Origin of the sequence: Lacrimispora xylanisolvens, from assembly GCF_002934545.1 — a bacterium.
In the GTDB taxonomy this organism is placed as follows: domain Bacteria; phylum Bacillota; class Clostridia; order Lachnospirales; family Lachnospiraceae; genus Lacrimispora; species Lacrimispora xylanisolvens.
Window position 1 is genome coordinate 117812 of sequence record NZ_PTJA01000002.1, and the last position, 26006, is coordinate 143817.

At 44.2% G+C, this 26006-nt stretch carries 22 protein-coding genes; 18 read left to right on the plus strand and 4 right to left on the minus strand.

What is annotated here, in order from left to right:
* Positions 1–42 precede the first annotated feature (42 nt).
* Both BXY41_RS03880 and BXY41_RS03885 read right to left on the minus strand, forming a co-directional pair.
* Positions 43–2169 (minus strand): methyl-accepting chemotaxis protein, encoded by a 2127-nt coding sequence (locus tag BXY41_RS03880; protein ID WP_104434870.1) that lies wholly within the window; start codon positions 2167–2169, stop codon positions 43–45.
* Positions 2170–2421: 252 nt separating this feature from the next.
* Positions 2422–3639, minus strand: a complete 1218-nt coding sequence (locus tag BXY41_RS03885) for an argininosuccinate synthase (protein ID WP_104434872.1) — start codon at positions 3637–3639, stop codon at positions 2422–2424.
* 224 nt (positions 3640–3863) lie between these two features.
* On the opposite strand from BXY41_RS03885, the gene argC reads away from it, so the two are divergent.
* From argC to BXY41_RS03965, 16 genes are all read left to right on the plus strand, one after another.
* Positions 3864–4904: an N-acetyl-gamma-glutamyl-phosphate reductase gene (gene argC / locus BXY41_RS03890; RefSeq protein ID WP_104434874.1), complete on the plus strand. Its 1041-nt coding sequence runs from the start codon at positions 3864–3866 to the stop codon at positions 4902–4904.
* Between the two features lie 36 nt (positions 4905–4940).
* Positions 4941–5387, plus strand: a complete 447-nt coding sequence (locus BXY41_RS03895; protein ID WP_104434876.1) for a GNAT family N-acetyltransferase — start codon at positions 4941–4943, stop codon at positions 5385–5387.
* A gap of 36 nt (positions 5388–5423) precedes the next feature.
* Complete coding sequence (argJ, locus tag BXY41_RS03900; protein ID WP_104434878.1) at positions 5424–6650, plus strand: bifunctional glutamate N-acetyltransferase/amino-acid acetyltransferase ArgJ; 1227 nt, start codon at positions 5424–5426, stop codon at positions 6648–6650.
* Between the two features lie 40 nt (positions 6651–6690).
* Positions 6691–7587 (plus strand): acetylglutamate kinase, encoded by an 897-nt coding sequence (gene argB, locus BXY41_RS03905; RefSeq protein ID WP_104434880.1) that lies wholly within the window; start codon positions 6691–6693, stop codon positions 7585–7587.
* Entirely contained in the window at positions 7580–8776 is a 1197-nt protein-coding gene (locus tag BXY41_RS03910; protein WP_432765502.1) for an aspartate aminotransferase family protein, read from the plus strand. The genes argB and BXY41_RS03910 overlap by 8 nt, the downstream gene beginning before the upstream one ends.
* Before the next feature lie 242 nt (positions 8777–9018).
* Positions 9019–9927 (plus strand): helix-turn-helix domain-containing protein, encoded by a 909-nt coding sequence (locus BXY41_RS03915; protein ID WP_104434884.1) that lies wholly within the window; start codon positions 9019–9021, stop codon positions 9925–9927.
* Positions 9928–10035: 108 nt separating this feature from the next.
* On the plus strand, positions 10036–10707 hold the full coding sequence (locus BXY41_RS03920; protein WP_104434886.1) for an AroM family protein: 672 nt from the start codon (positions 10036–10038) through the stop codon (positions 10705–10707).
* A 138-nt stretch (positions 10708–10845) separates the two neighbouring features.
* Positions 10846–12015: a M20 metallopeptidase family protein gene (locus BXY41_RS03925; RefSeq protein ID WP_104434888.1), complete on the plus strand. Its 1170-nt coding sequence runs from the start codon at positions 10846–10848 to the stop codon at positions 12013–12015.
* Positions 12016–12117: 102 nt separating this feature from the next.
* Positions 12118–13749: an ABC transporter substrate-binding protein gene (locus tag BXY41_RS03930; protein WP_104434890.1), complete on the plus strand. Its 1632-nt coding sequence runs from the start codon at positions 12118–12120 to the stop codon at positions 13747–13749.
* Positions 13750–13812: 63 nt separating this feature from the next.
* Positions 13813–14766, plus strand: a complete 954-nt coding sequence (locus BXY41_RS03935) for an ABC transporter permease (RefSeq protein WP_104434892.1) — start codon at positions 13813–13815, stop codon at positions 14764–14766.
* A complete protein-coding gene (locus BXY41_RS03940) occupies positions 14767–15663 on the plus strand; it encodes an ABC transporter permease (RefSeq protein WP_104434894.1) in 897 nt (298 codons plus the stop codon).
* An 8-nt stretch (positions 15664–15671) separates the two neighbouring features.
* Positions 15672–16859, plus strand: coding sequence for a M20 family metallopeptidase (locus BXY41_RS03945; RefSeq protein WP_104434896.1), 1188 nt, complete (start codon positions 15672–15674; stop codon positions 16857–16859).
* A complete protein-coding gene (locus tag BXY41_RS03950) occupies positions 16852–17862 on the plus strand; it encodes an ABC transporter ATP-binding protein (RefSeq protein ID WP_104434898.1) in 1011 nt (336 codons plus the stop codon). The genes BXY41_RS03945 and BXY41_RS03950 overlap by 8 nt, the downstream gene beginning before the upstream one ends.
* Complete coding sequence (locus BXY41_RS03955; protein ID WP_104434900.1) at positions 17859–18863, plus strand: ABC transporter ATP-binding protein; 1005 nt, start codon at positions 17859–17861, stop codon at positions 18861–18863. Before BXY41_RS03950 ends, BXY41_RS03955 begins: the two co-directional genes overlap by 4 nt.
* A gap of 1 nt (position 18864) precedes the next feature.
* Positions 18865–20118 (plus strand): M20 family metallopeptidase, encoded by a 1254-nt coding sequence (locus BXY41_RS03960; protein WP_104434902.1) that lies wholly within the window; start codon positions 18865–18867, stop codon positions 20116–20118.
* A gap of 19 nt (positions 20119–20137) precedes the next feature.
* Complete coding sequence (locus tag BXY41_RS03965) at positions 20138–21097, plus strand: DUF1177 domain-containing protein (protein WP_104434904.1); 960 nt, start codon at positions 20138–20140, stop codon at positions 21095–21097.
* Between the two features lie 2 nt (positions 21098–21099).
* Here BXY41_RS03965 and BXY41_RS03970 read toward each other — a convergent pair whose 3' ends face one another.
* On the minus strand, positions 21100–22734 hold the full coding sequence (locus tag BXY41_RS03970) for a PucR family transcriptional regulator (protein ID WP_170072204.1): 1635 nt from the start codon (positions 22732–22734) through the stop codon (positions 21100–21102).
* A gap of 183 nt (positions 22735–22917) precedes the next feature.
* Between BXY41_RS03970 and BXY41_RS03975 the strand changes: the two genes are divergently transcribed.
* Together BXY41_RS03975 and BXY41_RS03980 are read left to right on the plus strand one after the other, a co-directional pair.
* Positions 22918–23544, plus strand: coding sequence for a cyclodeaminase/cyclohydrolase family protein (locus BXY41_RS03975; RefSeq protein ID WP_104434908.1), 627 nt, complete (start codon positions 22918–22920; stop codon positions 23542–23544).
* Positions 23545–23565: 21 nt separating this feature from the next.
* Entirely contained in the window at positions 23566–24417 is an 852-nt protein-coding gene (locus BXY41_RS03980; protein WP_104434910.1) for a bifunctional 5,10-methylenetetrahydrofolate dehydrogenase/5,10-methenyltetrahydrofolate cyclohydrolase, read from the plus strand.
* A gap of 69 nt (positions 24418–24486) precedes the next feature.
* On the opposite strand, the gene BXY41_RS03985 is transcribed toward BXY41_RS03980, so the two are convergent.
* Positions 24487–25914 (minus strand): amino acid permease, encoded by a 1428-nt coding sequence (locus BXY41_RS03985; RefSeq protein ID WP_104434912.1) that lies wholly within the window; start codon positions 25912–25914, stop codon positions 24487–24489.
* Positions 25915–26006: the final 92 nt, after the last annotated feature.

Sequence of the window (26006 nt, forward strand, 5' to 3'; positions counted from 1 at the left end):
TAAGATACCGCACACCTTTATTGGGCTGCGGTATCTTTACTATTAATATTTGTCTGTTAAAATGGGAGCTTCCATAACATCTGTTTCTTCCGCTGTATCTGGTATTTCTATTATTTCATTTATCGGTTCGCTTAAAATCTTTTTTTCAGAAACAGTATCACTCATCAGCTGAATCCAGCTGATCTCATCTTTCATTGCCTGTGCCTGTGCTGCCAACTCTTCGCTGGAAGCAGAACTTTCCTCTGCAGTAGCCGCATTGGTCTGGACTACGGATGAAACCTGGGTTAAGCCTGTGTTGATCTGCTGAATGGCATCTACCTGCTCAGCAGACGCACTGCGGATTTTTTCCATGGATTCACCCAGGAAGTCTGCTTTGTCAGCCAGACCTTTCAGTATTTCCACCGTCTCCCTGGATAAATTTTCTCCATTCTCAACAAGTGAAGAAGAGTGTGCCAGCAGGGAAGAAGTTTCTCCAGCCGCTGCCGTTACCTTTTCAGCCAGATTACGGACTTCATCTGCAACGACTGCAAAGCCTTTTCCGGCCTCCCCGGCCCTTGCGGCTTCAATGGCGGCATTCAGTGCCAGAATGTTGGTCTGGAATGCAATGTCTTCAATCACTTTGGTGATATTTGTGATTTTCTTAGAAGCGTCTCCAATCTCACTCATGGCCTGATTTAAATTCTGTATGTAAGAATTACCTTTTGTAAGCTCTATTCCAGTCTGTTTTACGTACTCATTTACAGTAGAAACGGTGACTACATTTTCCTCAGAATGATGGGCTACATTGGAAATGGAAGCATTTAGTTCCTCTACAGTAGCCGCCTGCTGTGTCGTACCGGAAGCTAAAAGCTGGGCTCCCGAGGAGATCTGATCTGCTCCGCTTGAGATCTGATTAATGGAGCTTCTGAAATTACCGAAAATGGTATTTAAATTGCTGATAATTCCATTAATCGATGTTTTAAGCAGAATAAAATCTGCTTTGTATTCCGATTCAATGGTTAACGTACAGTTTCCTTTTTCTACACCGTCTAAAACAGTGGTGGCATCATTGATGATGGAACGAAGAGAAGAAACGGTATACTTTAAGGATTTGGATAGAGTGCCGATCTCATCCTCGCTTACATACTCCGGAACTTCAGAGTGAAGATCTCCCTGAGAGAGGAGTTCCAGTCTGTCCACCATTTTAATGATGGGGTTAACGATGGGAGAGGCAATCCTTACTGCACTGATCAAGGCGATTATTAGAAATACAGCTACGAAAAGCACCATAACAATAATTGAGAGATAGAAACCTTCCATAAGTTCAGAGGTTTTTGCTGAAACTCCCAAAGACCAGCCGTCTGTATTGGGGATGGGGGCATAGCCGACGGTAAGATGATTTCCTTTATATTGAATGGATTCAATACTGGATTTACCTGCTGTCATGTTCTGCACCATTTTCCCAGCCTGTGAAACGGATGTATCTGTTTTGGCAGCTTCGATGTAATTTAACTGCTGGTTCACATTATCCTGATTCTTATGAGCCACAACGGTTCCTGTTTTATCCACGATAAATCCGTAGCCTGATTTTCCCAGGGAAATGTCATTGATCATTTTGCTGAAAGAGTCACAGGAAAGCCTTGCAAATACGATGCCTTTGCTTCCATCGCCATTCACAGGCGCTGAGAGAATCATAATCATCGTATTGGTTGTTTTGCTTAAAAGGGGAGAGGAGATATAGGTTTCCCCGTTTGTGGATTTCTGAAAATATTCCCTGTCTTTGACATCGGTTCCGTCGGAGGTAATCCCCTGGGTGTTACAGACGACTATGGAATCAAATCCGTATTCCTTCGCCAGCTGGGTCAGGTTCTTCTGAAGCTGTTCCGATGAACCGGATGCGTTCCCGATTCTGCTATCTTTTGAGATTGATTCGATTTTAGTCTTATAGATAAGAATGGCATTCTCTACGGAGTGGCTGTATGCGTTGGTGTTTTCCTGGATTCTGAGCTGCATGTTATTCCTTGCATCCCGATAGATAATAATGGAATTGACGGTACCGAAAAGTAATGTAATGACTGTTGCCAATGCTGCGATACTGATTTGAAGCTTGCGTTTGATTGAATTTTTACTCATGATTTTACCCGTTTGCATTTTGGTGTCTTGAATGGGCATTTGTTTTTCCTGCGACATTTTTCTCTCCTGATTTGGTTTTATTCTTTTTACTATTCTGCCAAAATTCCCTATTATGTAATCAGAGCAATTATAAATCAACCGTATCAGGCTGTCAATTGTACTGGTGAAGAAAATAAAGATTAAACATTATGTAGAATTTTCAAATCGGTTCATGCCCGATTGTTGTGAATAATGATCTGCTTTCAGACAGAAAAACAGGAATTGAGACTGAACTTCAGTATCCTCAATTCCTGTTTTATTTAGATATGATTATTTTTTTAGTTCCTGCATCTTCATGGCACGAACTTTTAATGGAAGACCGAAAAGAGTGATGAAGCCTTCCGCATCGTGATGATCATAGAGATCACCAGTAGTAAAGGAAGCAAGAGATTCGCTGTATAAGGAGTAAGGGGAAGTGGTTCCAGCTTTGATGATGTTACCCTTATAAAGTTTGAACTTCACTTCTCCGGTTACATATTCCTGTGTGGAAGTAACAAATGCCTGAACTGCTTCACGAAGCGGTGTGAACCATTTCCCTTCGTATACGATCTGTGCAAATTTATTACCCATATCTTTTTTTACTTCCATAGTAGCACGGTCTAATACCAGCTCTTCCAGCTGCTGATGTGCTTCTAAGAGAATGGTTCCGCCTGGTGTTTCATAAACGCCTCTGGATTTCATACCCACTACACGGTTTTCCACGATATCCACAATGCCGATGCCGTGCTTACCGCCAAGCTCATTTAACTTTGTGATAATATCGGAAACCTTCATGGCTTCTCCGTTTACGCTGACAGGAATACCTTTTTCAAAGGTCATGGTTACGTACTCTCCTTCATCAGGAGCCTTTTCAGGAGAAACGCCAAGCACCAGAAGGTGATCGTAATTTGGCTCATTCGCCGGATCTTCCAGCTCTAAGCCCTCATGGCTGATGTGCCATAAATTGCGGTCACGGCTGTAGCTGTTGTTTGCTGAGAACGGAAGATCGATTCCGTGCTTTTTGCAGTATTCAATCTCATCTTCACGGGACTGCATGGTCCATACATCTGTCATACGCCATGGTGCGATGATTTTTAAATCAGGAGCAAGAGCCTTGATGCCAAGTTCGAAACGGATCTGGTCATTGCCCTTACCGGTAGCTCCGTGGCAGATGGCAGTAGCGCCTTCCTTCCTTGCGATCTCAACCAGTCTTTTTGCAATGGCTGGACGAGCCATGGAAGTACCCAGAAGATACTTATTCTCATAAACAGCATTGGCCTGTACACATGGGATAATGTAGTTGTCGCAGAAGTCATCTACCAGATCTTCTATATATAATTTGGAAGCGCCTGATAATTTGGCTCTCTCCTCAAGACCATCAAGTTCATTGCCCTGTCCGCAGTCGATGCAGCAGCAGACTACATCATAATCAAAATTTTCCTTTAACCATGGAATAATGGCAGTGGTGTCAAGTCCGCCGGAATAGGCTAAAATTACTTTCTCTTTCATATATGATTCCTCCTCTATGGTTTTTGTATATTTTCTTTTTGAACTTACATAAATATACAACAAAACTGGGGGAAATGCAAGGGTAAAATGAAAAATATAAAAACATCTTGCATAATATACAAAAGAGATGTATAATTATGAAAATCCTGAAGGGAAAGGGTATACGCTCATGAATGGAGAGCCCAGGACCGATACAAAATAGAGAATGCAAAGGAGCGATGACGATGATTAAAGCAGGAATTATAGGATCAACCGGATATGCAGGCGGTGAGTTGGCAAGACTTTTACTCCAGAGAGATGACGTGGAGATTAAGTGGTACGGATCAAAAAGCTATGTGGACCAGAAATACGCTTCCATTTATCAGAATATGTTTGAAATCGTCAGCGATTCCTGCATGGATGATAATATAGAAGCATTGGCAGAGAAGGTGGACGTGATTTTCACAGCGACGCCTCAGGGGTTTCTGGCATCTGCTTTAAATGACCGTATTTTATCAAACGCCAAAGTCATTGATTTAAGTGCGGATTTTCGGATTCAGGATGTAAACATCTATGAAGAGTGGTATCAGATCCAGCACAAATCTCCTCAATATATAAAGGAAGCGGTATACGGACTTCCGGAAATCAACCGGGAAAAGATTAAAAATGCAAGGCTGATAGCCAATCCGGGCTGTTACCCTACGTGTTCGGAGCTTTCCATTTATCCTCTGGTAAAAGAAGGCCTGATTGATCCTGATACAATTATTATCGATGCAAAATCAGGTACATCCGGAGCAGGAAGAGGAGCAAAGCTTGACAATCTTTACTGTGAAGTAAATGAGAACATCAAAGCTTACGGAGTCGGTGTACACAGACACACGCCTGAGATTGAAGAGCAGCTTTCCTACGGAGCAGGAAAACCGGTAACCATCAGTTTCACACCTCACCTGGTTCCCATGAACAGAGGAATTCTCATAACTGCTTATGCATCCTTAACCAGTAAGGTTTCTTATGAAGAAGTAAAGTCTGTTTACGATAAATATTATGGCAAAGAATTTTTTGTCCGGGTACTGGAAAAAGATGTGACACCACAGACAAAATGGGTGGAAGGAAGCAACTTTGTCGATGTGAATTTCAAGATCGATCCAAGAACCAACCGCATTGTGATGATGGGAGCCATGGATAATCTGGTTAAGGGAGCCGCGGGGCAGGCAGTCCAGAACATGAATCTTTTATTTGGACTGGAGGAAAACAAGGGACTGAAGCTGATTCCCATGTTTCCGTAGATGTTGAAAGGGCGAATAGCCGTAAAGGAAAAAAGAATGATAATACGATCAATGACAATCGATGATTATAACCAGGTATATGCACTATGGTCAGGAATTAAGGGATTCGGTATCCGGGCTATTGATGATTCCAGGGAAGGGATCAACCGGTTTCTTCTTAGAAATCCTGATTTGTGCGTGGTTGCAGAGGATAACAATACAATTATAGGTTCTATATTATGCGGTCATGACGGGCGCAGGGGAACGTTATACCATGTGTGCGTGGCAGAAAATTACAGAAAGCATGGAGTCGGTCATGAGATGGTTTTGGAAGCTGTCAGCCGATTAAAGAAAGAGGGAATTAACAAAGTCAATTTAATTGCCTTTCGTAATAACCTTTTGGGAAATAATTTCTGGCGGAAAGAAAAATTCACATTCCGTGATGATTTAAATTACTATGATTTGACCATCAGTGAGGAAAACAAAACTGATTTTGTAAGCTGACCGGATATTATGACAGGAACAGGGAGGAAGTATATAATGAAACAGATAAGCGGAGGAGTAACAGCAGCAAAGGGATTTAAAGCTGCATCAACAGCAGCAGGCATTAAATATAAAAATAACCGGAAAGATATGGCAATGATTTACAGTGAGGTTCCATGCAAGGCAGCAGGTACATTTACTACCAATATTGTAAAAGCAGCCCCGGTTAAATGGGATAAGGAGATTGTGACCAGTTCTCCCTTTGCGCAGGCAGTTGTAGTAAATGCAGGTATTGCCAATGCATGTACCGGAGAAGAAGGATTTTCTTACTGCAGTCAGACGGCAAAAGCTGTTTCCCAGTGCCTTTCCATCCCGGAAGATTCCGTTCTGGTGGCTTCTACCGGCGTCATCGGAATGCAGCTTCCCATTGACCGCATCACAGCGGGGGTAAAGGCAATGTCTGCTATTCTGGACGGCAGCGAAGAGAGCGGAACTGCAGCAGCACAGGCGATTATGACGACCGATACAGTAAAAAAGGAAGTAGCCGTTCAGTTTGAGGCAGGCGGGGCTACCATCACCATCGGAGGTATGTGTAAAGGCTCGGGAATGATTCACCCTGACATGTGTACCATGTTAAGTTTTGTTACTACAGATGCAGCCATTTCCAAAGAACTGCTTCAGGAAGCATTAAGGGAAGATATCAAGGATACCTACAATATGATTTCTGTTGACGGAGATACGTCCACCAACGATACCGTTCTTCTTCTGGCAAACGGAATGGCTGGAAATAAAGAAATTACGGCAAAAAATGAAGATTATCAGTTATTTATCAAAGCACTTAATTTTATCAATGAAACTCTGGCAAAAAAGATGGCAGGGGACGGAGAAGGCTGTACTGCTTTATTTGAGGTGAAAATTATTGGTGCAGAGACAAAGGCACAGGCTGTAACATTATCAAAATCGGTAATTACCTCCAGTCTGACAAAAGCAGCCATTTTTGGTCATGATGCCAACTGGGGACGGATTCTTTGTGCCATGGGATACTCAGGGGCTTCCTTTGACCCGGAAAAAGTAGATCTGTATTTTGAAAGCGCGGCAGGAAAGCTTCAGATTATAGAAAACGGCGTGGCACTTCCCTACAGTGAGGAAGAGGCGACTAAGATATTATCGGAGCCGGAAGTGACTGCCATAGCCGACATTAAAATGGGAAATGCATCTGCAACGGCCTGGGGCTGTGACCTGACCTTTGATTATGTGAAAATCAACGCAGATTACCGTTCATAATTATTTAAGGGCAGATCATAAGAAGGAGAGGAAACAGGAAATGATACTGGATCATAGCATTATGCAAAAAGCTGAGGTATTAATTGAGGCACTTCCTTATATACAAAGGTTTAACCGTAAAACCATTGTGGTAAAATACGGCGGAAGCGCCATGGTAGATGAGGAATTAAAAAAACAGGTAATTCAGGATGTTGTTCTTTTAAAGCTGGTAGGATTTAAGCCTATTATTGTTCACGGCGGCGGAAAAGAGATCAGCAGATGGGTGGAGAAAACCGGAATGGAGCCACATTTTGTCAATGGTTTACGGGTAACGGATGAAGCCACCATGGAGATTGCAGAAATGGTATTAAACCGGGTGAACAAAAGCCTGGTTCAGCTTGTCAATGAGCTTGGAGTTAAGGCTGTGGGAATCAGCGGAAAAGACGGCATGATGTTAAAATGTCAGAAGCGCTATTCTAATGGTGAAGACATCGGTTTTGTAGGCGACATCACTGCGGTAGATACCCAGATCATCAATGATCTTCTGGAAAAAGATTTTCTTCCCATCATCTGTCCGGTAGGATTTGATGAGGACTTTAAAACTTATAACATCAACGCAGACGATGCGGCCTGCGCCATTGCAACAGCCATGGAGGCAGAGAAGCTGGCTTTTTTGACTGATGTGGAGGGCGTTTACCGGGACTTTCAGGATAAGGATTCTTTGATTTCTGAAATGTCCATTGAAGAGGCTCAGGAGTTCGTAAGCGGAGGGACTCTTGGAGGCGGAATGCTCCCCAAACTTCAAAACTGCATTGATGCCATGAATCACGGGGTGTCCAGAGTACATATTATGGACGGAAGAATTCCCCACTGTCTGCTGCTTGAGATCTTCACCAACAGAGGAATCGGAACTGCAATCGTAAGCCCGGGAGAGGAGCGTTTTTATCATGCTGAATAAACAGGAATATATCGATAAGGCGGAATCAGAGATTTATAAGACCTATAACCGTTTTCCAGTTGTCTTTGACCATGGGGACGGAGTACGGCTTTATGATACAGACGGAAATGAGTACCTGGATTTCTATGCCGGAATTGCAGTAAATGGTCTGGGCTATAATGATGCGGAATTTAATGAGGCAGTAAAGGCTCAGGTAGATAAACTGCTTCACATTTCCAATCTCTATTATAATGTACCGTCTGTAGAGGCGGCAGAACTGCTTTTAAAGGCATCCCAGATGGATAAAGTGTTTTTCACCAACAGCGGAACGGAAGCCATAGAGGGAGCTTTAAAAATTGCCAGAAGATACGCTTATAATAAGGACGGCGGTCATGACCATGAAATCATCGCCATGAATCATTCCTTTCACGGAAGAAGCCTGGGGGCACTTTCCGTAACTGGAAATGATCATTATCAGGAGCCGTTTAAACCTTTAATTCCAGGCATTAAGTTTGCCGATTTTAATGATCTGGAAAGTGTAAAGGCTGTTGTAAATGAAAAAACCTGCGCCATTATTATGGAAACTGTTCAGGGAGAAGGCGGAATCTATCCTGCAACCCAGGAATTTTTATCCGGAGTAAGAGAGCTTTGTGATAAAAATGATATTCTGTTAATCCTTGATGAAATCCAGTGCGGCATGGGGCGCACAGGTTCCATGTTTGCCTGGCAGCAATACGGCGTGAAACCCGATGTAATGACGGTTGCAAAAGCACTGGGGAACGGAGTTCCCATTGGGGCATTTCTGGCATCTGGGAAAGCAGCAACGGCTATGGTCCCCGGGGATCATGGAACTACTTATGGAGGGAATCCGTTTGTGACTGCTGCTGCATATAAGGTATTGGAATTGTTTGAGAAACGGGATATTGTGAATCATGTAAAGGAAATGGGAGATTATCTGACTAAGAAGCTTGATAAGCTGAAAGATAACTATGACATTATTATAGCCAGAAGAGGACTGGGCCTCATTCAGGGGTTGGAATTTAAAGTACCGGTTTCCCCTATTATCAGTCAGGCGTTGATCGGGCAGAAGCTGGTGATAATTAGCGCAGGAACTAATATTATACGGTTTGTCCCCCCTCTGGTGATTGAAAAAGAACATGTGGATGAGATGGTGGAAAAACTGTCTGCAGTGTTGGATGAGCAAAAATAAAAACAGTGAATTGAAATATGTAAGAGCCAATAACCGCGTAACAGGGTTATTGGCTCTCTCATATTTACGGCTGACTAATTGACCGGCGTTTATCAGCAGCTTCATAACAATAATCGATTCACATGTCATCTGGGTTTAAAATACAGTTAGGAGAAAAGATCATTTTTGGAACAGCAGATTCCTCTTTTTTCCATTATAATAAAGCTACCACGTGGAAAAAAAGAGAAAGGAGGCAGAAAAATATGGAAGCCGAAGACAGAATATCCAAGGTTGCGGTTTTGGTTGATGAACATATAAAAGAGGGATTGAACACTCTGCAGCTGTCAACCTGGGCAGGTTATTCACCCGGCTATTTTACCAGATGTTTCAAAACAAAATTCGGGATCTCTCCCATGGAATATGTAAAGCAGAGAAAACTTTTAACAGCTGCAAAGGAGATTGCAAATGGGAGGCGGATTCTTGACACAGCCCTGGATTATGGCTGGGAAACACACAGCGGATTCACCAAATCCTTTACCTCTGTATTTGGATACTCCCCTGTTTTGCTGCGGGCCTTCTATGTTCGTGATGCCTCTGTGAAAGGAGACAGACAATCAATGGAAGCATATATAAAAACAACACAGTTATATAAAAAGCCGGAGGAATTATGGCAGATTCTATGCCTTACATTAAAAGAGAATAAAACAGAGTATGACAATGGGAAATTAAGAAGTATATACGAACTGGCAAGAACGTTACATGAGGGAGCGAAACGAAAATCCGGAGAGGAATATATCACCCACCCGTTAAATGTTGCAATCATTCTGGCGGATATGGGGGCGGATGAAAATACTGTCTGTGCCGGACTTCTCCATGATGTATGGAGGGAGGAGCATAAGGAGATAATCTCCCGGGATGCTGGATCTGCAGTACGTGAGATTCTTTTCTCTTATGAAGAATTTGAGCGCACCCATGAAAGCCATGATGACCGTGGAGTTCTGGTAGCACTTTGTGATCGTCTTCATAACATGCGAACCATTGAATTTGTTGATGCGGCAACATGGAAAAAACGGGCAGAAGATACCTTGCGTCTGTTTTCTCCCATTGCTTCAAAATGTGCCGACTTCAGACTTCGCTCAGAGCTTGATGAACTTTCCATAAAATTTCTTTAAGGTTGACAGGACGGTTGAGTGCTGATAAAATCTTTAAATTAAAAAGGATGTATATTAATACGATAATAGTGCATAGAACACATGCTTTTTGACGAGAGGAGAAATAAGATGAAGATTGGTGCGATTACAGTGGGGCAGAGTCCCAGAACAGATGTTACAGCTGATATTATGAGTATTTTTGAGGGAAAGGCAGAACTTCGTGAAAAAGGAGGATTAGACGGGCTGACAAAGGAGGAGATCCGGAAATTTAAGCCGGAGAAAGGCGATTACGTGCTGGTATCCAGATTAAATGATGGTTCTTCCGTAACATTTGCAGAACACTTTATTCTTCCCAGACTTCAGACAGCTATTAACGAACTGGAGGCAGAAGGAGCAGAACTTATCATGATGTTTTGCACCGGCAAGTTTCCGGATACGTTAAGATCCCGGGTTCCCCTGATTTATCCCTGCGATATTCTGGACCGAATGGTACCGCTGTTTTCCCCAAATTCATCTATTATTGTAGTAACCCCATCCCCTGAACAGTTAAAACAGAGTCTGGACAAATGGTCACAGATTGTTGCGAATGTAAACGTTATTTCTGCTTCTCCATATGGAGAGTGGAAGGAAATTTTAAAAGCGGCAGAGAAGATAAAGGGGTTAAGTGCAGATGTGATTGTACTGGACTGTATTGGATACAGTCAGGAAATGAAAAAGGTGTTTGCAAAAGAAACAAAAAAACCGGTAATTCTTCCCAGGACACTGCTTGCGCGTATGATTTCGGAATTAACTGACCATTGAATTGTAAAATCTCCTGATTCTTGTGCACACTGCTTAATTTGTGCAGAAATGACTGTGCACGCAGCTATTTACAAAGAAGAATCCGCCTGATAGTATATTCATAATAATTTATAATTATAAGTCGGGAGGATTCTTATTATGAGTGATATCTTATTCAGAGCAAAGGAATTGGAGTCATATGGGATTGCCATGAGACGGCAGATTCATAAGAATCCTGAACTTGGTTTTGAACTTCCAAAGACATTAGAGCTTGTAGAGCGGGAACTGGCTTCTTTGGGGTATGCGCCGGTTCGCTGCGGAAAAGCCGGAATCACTGTTACCGCTGGAAAACCAGGCAGGACTTTTTTACTCCGGGCAGATATGGATGCTCTTCCGATGAAAGAAGAGACCGGTCTGGAGTTTGCATCTGAGAACAATTGTATGCACGCCTGCGGACATGACATCCATACTAGCGCTCTCCTTGTGGCGGCCCGGATCTTAAAAGAAAGAGAAGAAGAATTACAGGGAACTGTAAAACTGATGTTTCAGCCCTGTGAAGAAGGCGTAGCAGGTGCACTTGACATGGTAAGAGCGGGAGTGCTTGAAAATCCTCACCCGGACGCAGCTATGGCCCTTCATGTACTGCATGGGAAAGCAGGTACTGTAGGATATTCATGGACGACGGCCTGTGCTTCCAGTGATATATTTACCATAACTGTGAAAGGAAAGGGCGGTCATGGAGCAGCACCTCACAACTGTGTGGATCCCATCAATGCAGCGGTGCATATACATATGGCTCTGCAGGGAGTAAACAGCAGAGAGGTTCACCCGGATGAGATGCTGGTGCTTAGTATCTGTGAAATACATGGAGGAACCGCTTCCAATATATTTCCTGAGACAGCAGTGATGAAGGGGACGATTCGTACTATGAATCCGGAAGTCAGAAGTTTTGCAAAGAATCGTCTGGTTCAGATCGCAAAGCAGACGGCTGACGCATTTCGGGCAGAAGCCACAGTGGAGTTTCTTCACGAAGGGGTTCCGCCTATGAAAAATGATACCATTCTTCTGCAGGAAACCACCGGATACATTAACCGTATTTTAGGAGAAGATTCCTGCTATGAACTTCCCCGTATGACAGGTTCAGAAGATTTTTCCGTTGTGTCCCAGCTGGTTCCTTCGGTCCTCTATTGGGTAGGTACCGGGTCAGAGGAAGAAGGATACCCCTACGGTGTTCATGATCCGAGAGTTACATTTGATGAGAAAAGTTTACATAAAATGGCAGCCGTCTATGCGGGAACTGCGATGGAATGGCTGAGAGAACATTCTTAAGTCTGGGATTTATTTTATACTGGCATAATAAACGATAGTTAAAGGCGACTATGTCCTCTTTGGCTGTCGTTTTATTAAAATATAAAGAAAAGAGGAAGAATTATGAAAAAGAGAATCTTAGCAGCATTTGCCGCCTTGGCAGCTACTGCTGTCCTAAGTGCATGCGGCTCTGATAAACCAGCCTCGACAGCAGCAGCGACGGAGCAGGCCAGCACAGCACAAGAGACGGCAAAAGAAGAGAAGACACCTGGGGAACCGGTATCCGGAGGCGTTTTAACCATCTCCCTTTCATCCTCCCCTAAGAACCTGGATCCTGTAAAATATACGGGGACTTACGAATCTCAGATCATTGGAACCGTCTGCGATACGCTTGTAGAGTACAATACAGAATTGACAGAAATCCAGCCTGGTCTGGCTAAATCGTGGAAGGTCAGTGAGGATGGACTGGCTTATACGTTTACACTTCGGGATGATGTATATTTCCAGCCTGGCAAATTTCAGGAAGGAAGAAAGATGACGGCAGAAGATGTGAAGTATTCTCTGGAACGTTCCAATCAGCTTTCCGCCATGAATCGTCTGGACATGCTTGATCACTGTGAGGTGGTCAGTGATACAGAACTGGTATGTTATCTGGCAGAGCCTAATGCCGTATTCTTAACAGCACTGACTGATGCAGGAAATGTAATTGTTCCTAAAGAAGAAGTGGAAGGCTGGGGAGATGATTTCGGAACTCACCTTGTGGGAACCGGCCCATTTGCGCTGGAGTCCTTTGAACTGGATCAGCAGGCAGTATTAAAACGCAACGACAAATACTGGGCCGCAAAACCTTATCTGGATGGGGTTACCTTTAAGCCGGTCAGTGATGGAAATCAGGCAGTGAATGCTCTGAGAACCGGAGAAATCAACCTGGCTACCAGCTTAAGCGGAGAAGCAGTCAAGATTGCAAGAGAAGATCAGTCAGTGAAACTGATGGAGACACCGGGACTTCATGTTGCATACATCTATTTCAACCAGAAAAGTGGTCCTACGGCAGACATAAAAGTGAGACAGGCAATAATTAAAGCAGTCAATGTGGATGAACTGACTGCCGGAGTATATCAGTATAATGAGGCAAAACCAGCCAGCCTTCCGCTGCCTCCTGGTTCCTGGGGATATGATTCCAGCCTTGAGTCAGAAAAGCTGGCCTATGATCCGGAAGGAGCAAAAAAGCTTTTGGCTGAGGCAGGATACCCGGATGGTTTTGATTTAAATATTTATATCTCCAACACGGAAGCCAGAATCAAGATGGCAACCCTGTTTCAGGCTTATTTAAAGCAGAATTTAAATATCAACGTAAACATCAACACCAGTGAATGGGGAACCTTCAGTGAAATTGCGGCATCCGGCAAAGCTGATGTGTTCGCAATGTCCTGGACCTGGTATCCGGATCCTTACTTCTTCTTAAACAAACTGTTCCACTCCAGCTCCATCGGATCTCTCGGAAACGGTCAGGGATTTGAAAATAAAGAGGTAGATCAGTATCTTAATGATGCCCTTCTTACAACAGATCAGACAAAGCGTGCAGAACTGTATAAGAAAGCCCTTGCTGTTATTGTAAAACAGTATCCGGGAATCTTTTATGCCAATGAAAATGTAAACTGGGGCGTAAGTTCCAATGTTCAGGGTCTCACACAGAGAGCAGATGGAAAAGTGAAAATCTGTACCCCTGATATCAATGTATGGTTATCAAAATAAGAAGCTGGGATGAGGGATATTGCGCAGGCAATATCCCCTGTTTCAAAAAACGAGAGGAGATCTATGTTTAAAACAATATTAATCCGATGTCTGCAGATCCTTCCATCTCTCTTTGTAGTCGTCACGCTGACGTTTATCCTTACCAGAATGATTCCCGGTGACCCGGCAAGAGCGGTTTTAGGTCCTCAGGCATCCGTAGAGGATGTACAGAAAATGCGTGAAACCATGGGGCTTGATCAGCCTCTTGCCAGTCAGTATAAAGATTATATGATCCAGATTGCAAAGGGAGACTTCGGAGTCTCCTATTCTTACAATCAGCCGGTTCTCGGGCTGATTGCAAAGAGGATTCCAAATACTTTGCTTTTAGCACTTCCGTCGGTATTGATCGCGCTGCTTGCAGGTCTGTTAATTGGTGTGACTTCGGCAGTCCGGCAGGGAACCTTCGTCGATTATCTGTTCATGGTGCTGGCTCTGGTGGGAGTTTCCATGCCTATTTTCTGGCTGGGTCTGATGCTGGTGCTGGTTTTCAGCGTTCATTTAGGCTGGCTGCCTGTGCTGGGGATGGGAAGTATTTCACAAGGGATCGGAGATGTGATCCGCCATATGGTACTGCCATGCTTTTGTCTGGCAACCATTCCGACTGCAACATTTTCCAGAATCACCCGTTCCAGTATTCTGGAATCCATTCATGGCGATTCCATCCGGGCTCTCAGAGCAAGGGGAATTAAGGAATCGGTTGTAATCTGGAAATATGCATTAAAAAGCGCACTTCCGCCTGTAGTCACAGTTTTGGGACTGCAGCTGGCAGGCTGTTTTGCAGGTGCGATTCTTACCGAGACTATTTTTGCCTGGCCTGGCATGGGAACCCTGATCGTAGGGGCAATTGACAACAGAGATTATGCCCTGATACAGGGAGCGGTTCTGGTGATTGCATTGGCATTTGTAATTATTAACATGCTTGTGGATGTGGTATATATGATCATCAATCCAAATGTCAGCTATGAAGGAGGTTTTTAAATGGCAAAGGTGCTTTTACTGGACCAGCAGTCCCAGGAAGAGATTCTGAGAAAAGAAAGAAAAGCAAATAACGCATGGAATAAGCTGAAACGGAATAAGACAGCGGTGCTGGGACTTGCAGCTGTTTGCTTTATGATTGCCATTGCAGTGTTTGCACCATTTATAACTGACGGGAAACCAAACGAAATCCACCCGATTGATGCTTATCTGACTTTTTTTGAAAAAGGCCATATATTTGGAACCGATGAATTTGGAAGAGACTTATTTACCAGAATCTGCTATGGAGCAAGAGTTTCCCTTTTAGTTGCTGCGGGAGCCACAATCGTGGGAGGCATTGCAGGCGTTCTTTTGGGACTTCTCTCCGGTTATATGGGGGGGATTGTGGATGCGGTAGTGATGCGGATTATGGATGGAGTTCTGGCATTTCCCTTTATACTGCTTTCCATTGTGCTTATGACTGTACTGGGCTCTGGAATGATCAATGTAATTCTTGCCATCGGAATTGCTGAAATTCCAAGGTTTGCAAGAGTGGTAAGAGGTCAGGTGCTGGTGGTGAAGCGGGAAGAGTACTGTAATGCAGGCAGAGTAATCGGAATCTCTCACCTGCGCATGCTGTTCCGCCATATTCTACCCAATACCATTTCGGAAGTGATTGTTTATGCGACTTTAAATATAGCCAGTGCCATTATTTCGGAATCAGCCTTAAGCTTTCTGGGGCTTGGAATCGATCTGCCCACAGCTTCCTGGGGAAGCATTCTGAGGGCAGGGAGAAATTCTCTGAATACAGCGCCTCATATTGCGGCTGTTTCCGGTGTATTTATCCTCATAACGGTAATTGGTTTTAATCTTCTTGGTGACGGGATTCGTGATGTGCTGGATCCTAAGATGAAAAAGTAGGGAAATGTATGGATATTAACAAAATAAAATCAGTGGCAGTACAGACGATTGAAGAAAGATCGGATCAGCTTTGGGAACTGGCTCTCTATCTGTGGAACAATCCGGAATATAATTTCTATGAATACGCCTCCAGCAAAGCGGTAAGTGAACTGCTTGAGACCTTTGGTTTTCAAGTGGAACGGAGAATCTGCGGTCTTGATACGGCATTTTGCGGACGGTATGAAAGTGGAAAGCCTGGTCCTCATATCGGCTTCCTCGCTGAATATGATGCGGTTCCCGGCATGGGGCATTCCTGCGGGCATAATCTAATGGCAGCCATGGCCGTGGGAGCAGGGGCCGGGGTTAAGTCAGTTATTGATCAGTTAGGCGGAACCATAACGGTATACGGAACCCCCGCAGAAGAAGGCGGAGGCGGAAAAGTGATTATGCTTGAACGGGGTGCCTTTCGGGAACTGGATGCAGCCATGATTATACACTCTGCAAACGAGACTGTGGTCAATGATATCTCCTATTCTGTAACCGACATCATAGTCACTTTCCATGGGAAAAAGGCCCATGGAGCAACCTGGCCGGAGGAGGGGGTCAGTGCACTGGAACCTTTGCTTTTGCTGTTCCAGTATATAAATGGACAGAGGCTGTCCTGGAATGGCAGAGGGACGATTCTGGGAGTGATAACGGATGGCGGCAGGGAACCAGTCACCATACCGGAAGTTACTCAGGCAAAGTTTACGGTCAGGTCTTTTGACCAGAAATTGAAAGAAAAAATATTAAAGGAATTTCTGGAAGCCGGAGAATCCATTGCACGGCTGACAAGGACTACCTTTGAGTATGAACAGGCAGGATATACATACGAGGATATCCGCAATAATCCCGGATTGGAAGCATTGCTTGAAAAGAACTTTACACAACTTGGAGAAGTGGTAATGCCAAGAAGAAAAGAGCTGGGAATCGGCTGCACTGATGTAGGAAATATCACTCATGTAATTCCTGCACTCCAGTCATACGTTAAGGTGGTGCCAGAACTGCGCGGACATACCAGGGAGTTTGAGGAGGCATGCAGAAGTGAAGACGGAAAGAAGGCTGTATTAACAGGGGCGAAGGCACTTGCTCTTACCGCTCTGGACCTTCTGGCATCTCCTGAGGAGATGGAGAAGGTGAAGAGAAGCTTTGAAGAAAGGAGGGAATGCTGTGAGTGAGGCATTATTAACTGTTAAGGATTTAAAAACTTATTTTTATACTTCAGGCGGTATCAGCAAGGCGGTAGACGGAGTGAGTTTTCAGATTAACCGGGGAGAGATTATGGGAATTGTGGGCGAATCAGGATCTGGAAAAAGTGTCACTTCCTCCTCAATTATCCGTCTTCTGCCGTCAGATACTGGAAAAATTGTAAGCGGCAGCATTGATTTTGACGGGACAGATGTCCTGGCTCTTAATAAGAAAGAGCTTCTGTCTTTCCGGGGTAAGGATGTTTCCATGATATTCCAAAATCCCATGACATCCTTATCTCCCGTTTTTAAAATCGGACACCAGATGACAGAATTAATCCGGACCCAGCAGAAAGTAGACCGGAAGACTGCCTGTCTTATGGCAGAAGAGGCATTGGTGAAAGTTGGCATAACGGATGCCAGACGGCGTCTTGATTCCTATCCTTATGAACTGTCAGGCGGCATGTGCCAGCGTGTGATCATTGCAATGTCTATTTTAAGCAGTCCCAAGATGATTATTGCCGATGAGCCCACCACTGCCCTTGATGTTACCATTCAGGCTCAGGTGCTGGACTTATTAAAAGAAATGCGAAAGACCTATCAGACCGCCATACTTTTAATCACCCACAATCTGGGAGTTGTCTGGAAAATGTGTGACAGCGTTATGGTGATGTATGCCGGAAAAACAGTGGAATACACCACATGCAGGGATCTGTATCACAATCCGCTGCACCCATACACGTGGGGGCTTCTTGATTCCATGCCAAAACTTGGCAGTGAACCAGAAGAAGAGCTGTCCACCATTCAGGGAACGCCGCCTGATCTAAGGCTGACAGGAACCTGCTGTAATTTTTCCAGTCGTTGTCCCTATGCAGGTGAAATCTGCAAAAGCATGGTGCCCGAATTAAAAGAACTGGAACCGGGACATTTTGTCGCCTGTCACAGGCAGTGCGGGGAGGGCGGTCTTGTGCGGGGAGGTGTGGATCAGGCATGAATGAAAATTCAATCATTTTACAGATAAAAAATCTGTCCAAGGATTTTGAGGTAAAGGGCAAAGGCCTGAAAGGAAAGAAATCGGTTCTTCATGCCTTAAAGGACATCAGTCTGGATATCAGAGAAGGAGAAGTTCTTGGAATTATCGGCGAATCGGGATGCGGTAAGTCAACGCTTGGAAGATGCCTTGTGGGACTGCATAAACCCACTGGAGGAGATATCTTGTTTGAAGGAAAGAGCATTTTAAACAGATCTTCCAAAGAACGGTTTGAGTTATGCAAAAACATTCAGATGGTTTTTCAGGATCCGTACTCATCCCTGGACCCCAGACATACAGCGGCAGATTCCGTAGCGGAGCCAATGATCGTCCATAAAACAGTAAAGGGCCGTCAGGAGCTGGAAAATAAGGTACTGGAGCTGTTTCATCAGGTAGGTCTGGATATTCAGCATATGAACCGCTATCCCCACGAGTTTTCAGGCGGACAGAGACAGCGTTTAAATGTGGCAAGAGCTATTTCCATTCAGCCTAAGGTGGTTGTCTGTGATGAGCCGGTATCGGCGCTTGATGTATCCATTCAGGCACAGGTAATCAATTTATTAAAGGGTCTGCAGAAAAAATATCATCTTACCTATGTGTTTATATCCCATGATTTAAGTGTGGTGAAATACGTCAGTGACCGGATTGCAATCATGTATCTGGGACAGATTGTGGAGCTGTGCAATGGGGGAGACATTTATAAAAATCCGCTTCATCCCTATACAAAGGCTCTTCTATCCGCCATTCCGCCGGAAAGTCCGGAGGAAAATAAGGAGCGGATCACACTGGAGGGAGAGATATCAAGCCCCATCGGAGACCGGGAAGGCTGTCCTCTCGCCGGACGGTGTCCAGAGTGTATGGAACGCTGTAAAAAAGAAGTTCCGTCGCTTTTGCAGTATGGAGAAGCCGGACATCAGGTAGCCTGCTTTTTATATGAAAACAGGATCGCGCAGGGAGGAAAATAATATGACAAAAAAAGAGCTGGTACAGTATGTGGAGGATCATCGTGATGAACTGATTACGCTGGTATCACAGCTGATTCAGATAAAAAGTGAAAATCCAATCGGCACACAGAGAGATGTGGTTGATTTTGTGGAAGCATTTTTAAAAGATGCCGGTATTGAATATAAGGAAACAGGCTGTAATCCGGATTATCCCTGTGTAGTGGCAGGCTACGGAACAGACATGGGATTTTCCCTGATTATAAATGGCCACGTGGATGTAGTTCCGGCAGGGGATTTAAGCCAGTGGGATTTTAATCCTTTTTCCGGTGAGATAACAGACACCCAGATACTGGGAAGAGGAACCTCGGATATGAAGGCGGGGGTAGCAGGTGTTTTATTCGCCCTCTCTCTTTTTGCAGGAAAACAGGTTCCCTTACATGGCAATATCCGTCTTCACATTGTTTCCGATGAGGAAAGCGGAGGACAGTTTGGAACCCAGTGGCTTTGTGCCAACGGTTATGGAGAGCATGCCGATGCATGTCTGGTGGCTGAGCCCACATCCATGAATACCATAGAAATCGGGCAGAAGGGCGGTCTGCTTCTAAAGATAAAATCCTATGGAAAATCCGCTCATGGAAGCCTTGGGGACTTTAAAGGAGAAAATGCCATATTAAAGCTTTCAAAAGTTCTTTCCCACGTTTCTCTGCTTTCCAAGATAGAAGGTCATTTTTCGGAGCGGCAGATAAAACCGCTGATGGATTCCAAACTGCTTGCGGAAAGAGAAAATCACATTCCCGGACTTGGCAGAGTGATTGATCATGTAAGCACCAATGTTGGTCTGATTCAGGGAGGAACCAGGCACAATATGGTTCCCGACTACTGCGAAGCGACCGTGGATGTCAGGCTTCCCATCGGAGTGAACAAAGAAGAAATAGATGAAACCTTAAAACAGATTCTTGAAATCAGTGGAGTCGAGGGTGTGGAGTATGAGCTTCAGTACAAGAGTGATGCCAATTTTACAGACCATGAAGCACCCATTGTACTGGCGTTTAAAGAAAATGCAGAACATCTTTTGGGAAAAGAAGTGATTCCTGCATACCAGTGGGCCTCCAGCGATGCAAGGGATTACCGTAAGCTTGGTATCCCGACGATTCAGTTTGGCCCTTCTAATACAGTCGGTATCCACTCTTATAATGAAACAGTCCAGATCGAGGATGTGGTCACAGCAGCTAAAATCTATGTGGCAGCTATTTGTGATTTGATGGAAATTAAGTAAAGAACATGGAGGATTTATCATGCTGATGAAACAATTGATCGAGGTATATGATCTGCTTGACAGCAGTTATGCCAGTGGAAAACAGGTGGAAAGCTATTTAAAAGGCATACGCAGTGATGCTGATGTGGAAGTTTATACTCTGGAAGGGCCAAAAGGAAAAACCGATATGGTCAAAGTGAGAATTCCGGGAATAAAAGGGAAAAGCAAAGGCATGGATGCCCCTACCATTGGATTGCTTGGAAGACTTGGAGGTCTGGGTGCAAGACCGGAGCGGATCGGCTTTGTATCAGACGGAGACGGCGCGTTGATTGCAATCTCTCTGGCAGCAAAAATTTTAGATATGCAAAACAAAGGGGATCATCTGGACGGGGATGTCTTTATTTCCACCCACGTTTGTCCGGATGCACCCACCAGAGAGCATCATCCGGTGCCTTTCATGGATTCTCCTGTAAACATGGCACAGGTTAACCGGGAAGAGGTGACAGAAGAACTGGATGCCATATTATCTGTGGACACCACAAAAGGCAACCGGATCATCAATACCAGAGGCTTCGCCATCTCACCCACAGTTAAGGATGGATATATCCTGAAGGTATCAGAAAGCATTCTTGATCTGATGCAGATGACCACCGGAAAGCAGCCCTTTGTATATGCCCTGTCTCAACAGGATATTACTCCTTATGGAAACGGCCTTTATCACCTGAACAGCATTCTTCAGCCGGCAACTGCCACAAAAGCACCGGTAATCGGAGTTGCCGTTACGACGGAGGCTCCTGTGGCAGGCTGTGCAACCGGAGCCACACATATCACGGACTGTGAAGAAACTGCCAGATTTATGCTGGAGGTAGCAAAAGCTTATGGCCGCGGAGAGTGCAGCTTTTACGATGTGGCAGAATATGAGCGGATTCAGTATCTTTACGGCAGCATGGATCACTTTCAGACGCTGGGAACAGGCAATGAGTGCGATGATGATGCCTGATGCTACATATTCTGAATCAGCTCGAAGGCACAGATTCCAAGGTAGAGGCGCAGGATATCCTCAACAGCAGACAGTTCACAGCAAAGCAGCTTTTTCGCCAATGTCAGACGTGAGGTCAGAGTATTTCTGTGTATAAATAGTTTCTGGGCTGTATCGGTTAAATTCATGGAGCTTTCCAGATATGTTTTAAGGGTGAGAAGAAGCTCACTTTTATTTTCCTGATCATAGGATACAAGCTCCTTTACCGTATCCCCGTAAATCTTATTTAATTCATAGGAACTAAGCTGTGTCAGAATATGGTAGGCGTACTGGGCGGAATAGGAGTTAACTTTAGATGTTTCTGTAAATTGAGTCTGCAGATGTAATGCCTGCAGGCTTTCTTCATATGCTTTTGCAATGGAAGAGCAGGATATATGACACCGGCTGATTCCAAGTCTGAAGAAGGAGTAATAGTCGTTCAGCGCTTCCATTAGCTGGGAAACTGCCTGGTTAGCAAGAAAAAGTGCTCTGCTATTGGGAATTTGTTTTGAATACAGAAAAAATATAACAATACGGTTTTCGTGGTTACACAAAAAGTATTTATAATCAAGACGAATCATCTCATGATTGATTAAATTGTACATACTGCGGAACAATCTGTTTTCTTTATCCAGACATTCCAGTGTGACGCAGACTCTTTTTAACTGATAAGGAAATGAATAGGAATCACAGATCAGCTGAATCTCTTCCACGGATTTTTTCTTTTTATCGGTAAGCATATAAAAGAAAGAATCAAAATAATTTTTTTGTGAAAATGTCCTGTTCTGAACCTGCATGGAGGACAGTTCCAAAGCGATTACGGAAAAAATCTGTTTTAAAATAACTGTGGTTGTCTCATCTATATCCGTTTTTGTGTGGTCAATGCACAAATAATGTCTGTTGTCAGGAAGCAGAAAAGTCTGAAAGGAAAGAAGCGTATTATTGAAATAAAATGTTCGGCTTCCGGATGGATCTTTTTCTGTGCCCTGGGGGGATACGGTATGAAGAGGCTGGGCATGAAGCTTATTTATTTTGTTAAATTCCTCCTGTTGTCTTAGAGGAATATAGTAATACAGCGGAAAATCAGAGATAGTGGTGATCATAACAATGGAATTGGTATAATGGGATATTTCTTCCAGCATTTTCATAATTCCTTCTTTGTTAAAATAGAGCTGGTGAAATTTTTCTGTTTCCCGGAGAATAAACTGCTGCAGGGAAATTTTCTGGTCAATTAAGTTTTGATTGATTACACTGATGATATTGGAGTAGACATGATAATAAGGGACGGAGACCAGCGGAACCCCATATTTTTCAGCCTCTTTGATCAGCGATTCCGGTATCTGATCAAAAAAGCGTTTTACTTTTATACAGAAAGCAGTGCATTCAATGGCATGGAGATCGGCAATGACCTGCTTTTGCAGCTCCACATCATTGTAGAATATATATCCGGTTGTCAGAATAATCTCATGTTTCTTAATCCATCTTACACCATCGGGATTATCGAGCACACTGATTCCGCTAATCGGCTTTTGAAGGTCTTCTTCCCTGCCGATTAATTCAAGGTTATCAATTGGTGTTTCATATAGAAACCATCCCAGCGTCAAGGGCGGAAACTTCATTCCATGCTCCTTTCTAAAAGAATCAAAAGGTGACAGTCTGTTTTTAGTTAACGACAATAATAACATCGATTCCCCAACATTACAAGGTTCTGCTGTAAAAATTTGTCGAAAAAGAACCTTGTGTTTTTTTCCCAAGGCCGATATAATGGTAAAAAATAATGCCGGGAAGAGAGGAACCTATAAATGATAAAGGATCTTACAGTTTCTGCGTTTCTGGAAGAATTGTCATCCAAAAGACCAACACCGGGAGGCGGAGGTGCGGCAGCACTTGGAGGCGCCCAGGGTGTGGCACTGGGAGAGATGGTAATTAATCTGACTCTGGGGAAAAAAAAGTATGCAGATGTGGAAGAAGAGATGCAGCTTCTTTTGGTTAAGCTGGAGGAAATGAGAGAAGAATTTCTAAGACTGGCTGATGAAGATGCGAAAGTATTTGCACCTCTGGCAGCCGCCTATGGCCTGCCTTCCGGAACGGAAGAAGAAAAAAAGCATAAGGAAGAAGTTTTAGAGACCCATCTCCTTGCAGCCAGCCTGGTTCCCAAAGCTGTGATGGAACAGGCCGTGGAGGCAATTAAAATCATGGATATTCTGGCTCGCAAAGGCAGCAGGCTGGCTGTCAGTGATGTAGGCGTAGGCGTTTCATTTCTCAGGTCAGCACTTTTAGGAGCAAAGATGAACGTATCGATCAATACAAAATTTATGAAGCGAAGGGAAACCGCCCAAAAGCTGGACCAGGAGGCGTACATGCTTGCTGAGATGGGCTGGAAGCTTTCTGATGAGATATATGCAAACGTAGAAGCTGCGTTAAAGTAAAGATAAAGGAGTCTGGGTAGCGTGATAACATTAAAAGGAGCAGTTGTATCTGCGAAAATCAAAGAAGAGGTAACAGAACTTTTACGTGAACTTGCGGGAACGATACCAAGACTTGCAATTGTAAGGGTAGGAGAACGGCCTGATGATATGGCATATGAACGTGGTGCATTGAAGAAAATGGAAAACTTCGGTCTGCAGGCAGAAAGCTTCTCCTACCCGGCAGATATTTCCGATGAAGATTTTCAGGCAGAATTTAAAAAGATTAATGAGAATCCTGGCATAGATGGAATTCTTCTTCTGCGTCCGCTGCCAAAACAGATTCATGAACGGGATATTGAGCGTATGATTCTTCCAGAAAAAGATTTGGACGGAATTTCACCTGAGAATATAGCCCGGGTTTTTGCCGGGGAAAGTGAGGGGTTCGCGCCCTGCACAGCAGAAGCGGTTATTGAGGTGCTAAAGGCCAATGACATTTCCCTGACAGGAAAGCGGGTGGCAGTTGTTGGAAGAAGCATGGTAGTGGGGCGTCCTCTTTCCATGCTCCTGCTAAAGGAGAATGCAACGGTTACCATCTGTCATACACGGACAAAGGAAATCGAAAAAACCTGTCAGAATGCAGAAATCTTAATAGCCGCCGCCGGACAGGCAAAGATGATAGATCCTTCTTATGTTGGTGCAGATGCGGTTGTGATTGACGTAGGAATTAATGTGGATAACGATGGAAATCTTTGCGGAGATGTGGATTTTGAATCATTAAACGGCGTTGCCTCCATGGCAACCCCAGTGCCGGGAGGTGTGGGAGCCGTGACGACAGCGGTTCTTGCAAAGCATCTGGTAATGGCAGCAAGGAAACGCAGAGGCAGCAGAGCGTAAATATTTAAAAGCGTCATAGACCGGACTGTATTTAACCGGTTTATGACGCTTTACATATATCCACACCATTTATTTCTTCGGAATATCCGAATGATGAATTTCTTCCGAGAATTCTGTTAATAATCGGCGTCGTTTTGCAGTTTCTTCCTGTATACGCTTTGGAGTGGGAGCCTTTCGTTTTGCCGAGGCACGCACAAATGGATAGCAGGCTGAGAAAAATGCAACCAAAGCCAGACCGGCGATAAATCCCAGTGTCTGTCCTTTTATAAATGGCATGCTGAACATGGCAACTACAAGGCCTGCCAAGGTAAATAAGGAACTGTATGGGAAACCGCACAATCTGCAGTTTCCTTCCGGTTTTCCGTTCTTTTTCCGGAAACGGATATGAGTTGCCATAAGCATAATATAAGTGAAAAGAAGTGCAAATCCTCCGGAACTGATTAAAAATAAATAAACTTCAGGAAAAATCAGACCAACATAAAGAAACAGCAGCATGGAGCAGCCGGAAAAAAGGATGCCGCGATAAGGAACGTCGGTTCTGTCTCTTAGAAAAGCGGGTCCCAGGCCATCCTCCACCAGAGAGCGAAGCATTCTTCCAATTCCAAACATTGCAGCCACCATTGTGGATAAAATGGCACTGATTAAGATGATTGTCATGGCTGTGCCCGCCCAAGACATCCGGAAACTGTTTAATGCCGTGACCATGGGACTTACCTCTTCACTTAAAGATGAGGTAGGGACCAGAAGCAGAAGCATGGAAATACAGAGAATATAAAGTGTAACCAGCCAGCCTACAGTCATATGAATTGCCCGGGGAACGTTTCTTTCCTTGTCCTTTGTTTCACTGGCTGCAAGTCCAATAATTTCGAATCCTGCATAGGTGAACAGGACAATCAGCATGCTGCCTGCCAGGCTTTTAATACCGCCGGGCAGAAATGGTTCTGACCTTAAGACCTGGAATCCAAGAGGTTTATAACCAGGAATCAGTCCAAACACAAAGAGAGCGCCGAAAACAATAAATCCCAGGATAGCAACAACTTTCACTCCAGCCAGAAGACTTTCCAGACTGCTGAGCTGACTGGCTCCCAGAAGATTAATAAGGGTCACTCCCAAAATCAGAATTGTCCCCAAAACCGGTATGGAAACAGTGGGAAACCAGGTTCGAAACAGCAGGGAAACTGCTGTTGCTTCACTTGACATAGAGATTACCATACCGGTCCAGTAAACCCAGCCCACTACAAATCCGGCGCCTTTACCTAAATATTCTGCCGCAAATGTCCGGAAGGAGCTGGAGGCAGGATTGGAGACCGTCATTTCTGAAAGTGCAAACAGGATGAAATAGACCATGACTCCGCAGATCAGGTAAGAAAGTATAATCCCGGGACCAGCGGCCTTTATGGCAACGGAAGACCCGAGGAAAAAGGAACCGCCGATCACAGTTCCCAAAGCCATCATTGTTAAGTGGCCTGCAGTCAGACCATTTGTTTTCTGTTTCATAAGAAGCCTCACTTTTTGCTTTTAGTCTTATTATTTCAGTTATTGTGAAAGTTATTCGAAATAAAAAAACAAGCTGTACAATACACAGCCTG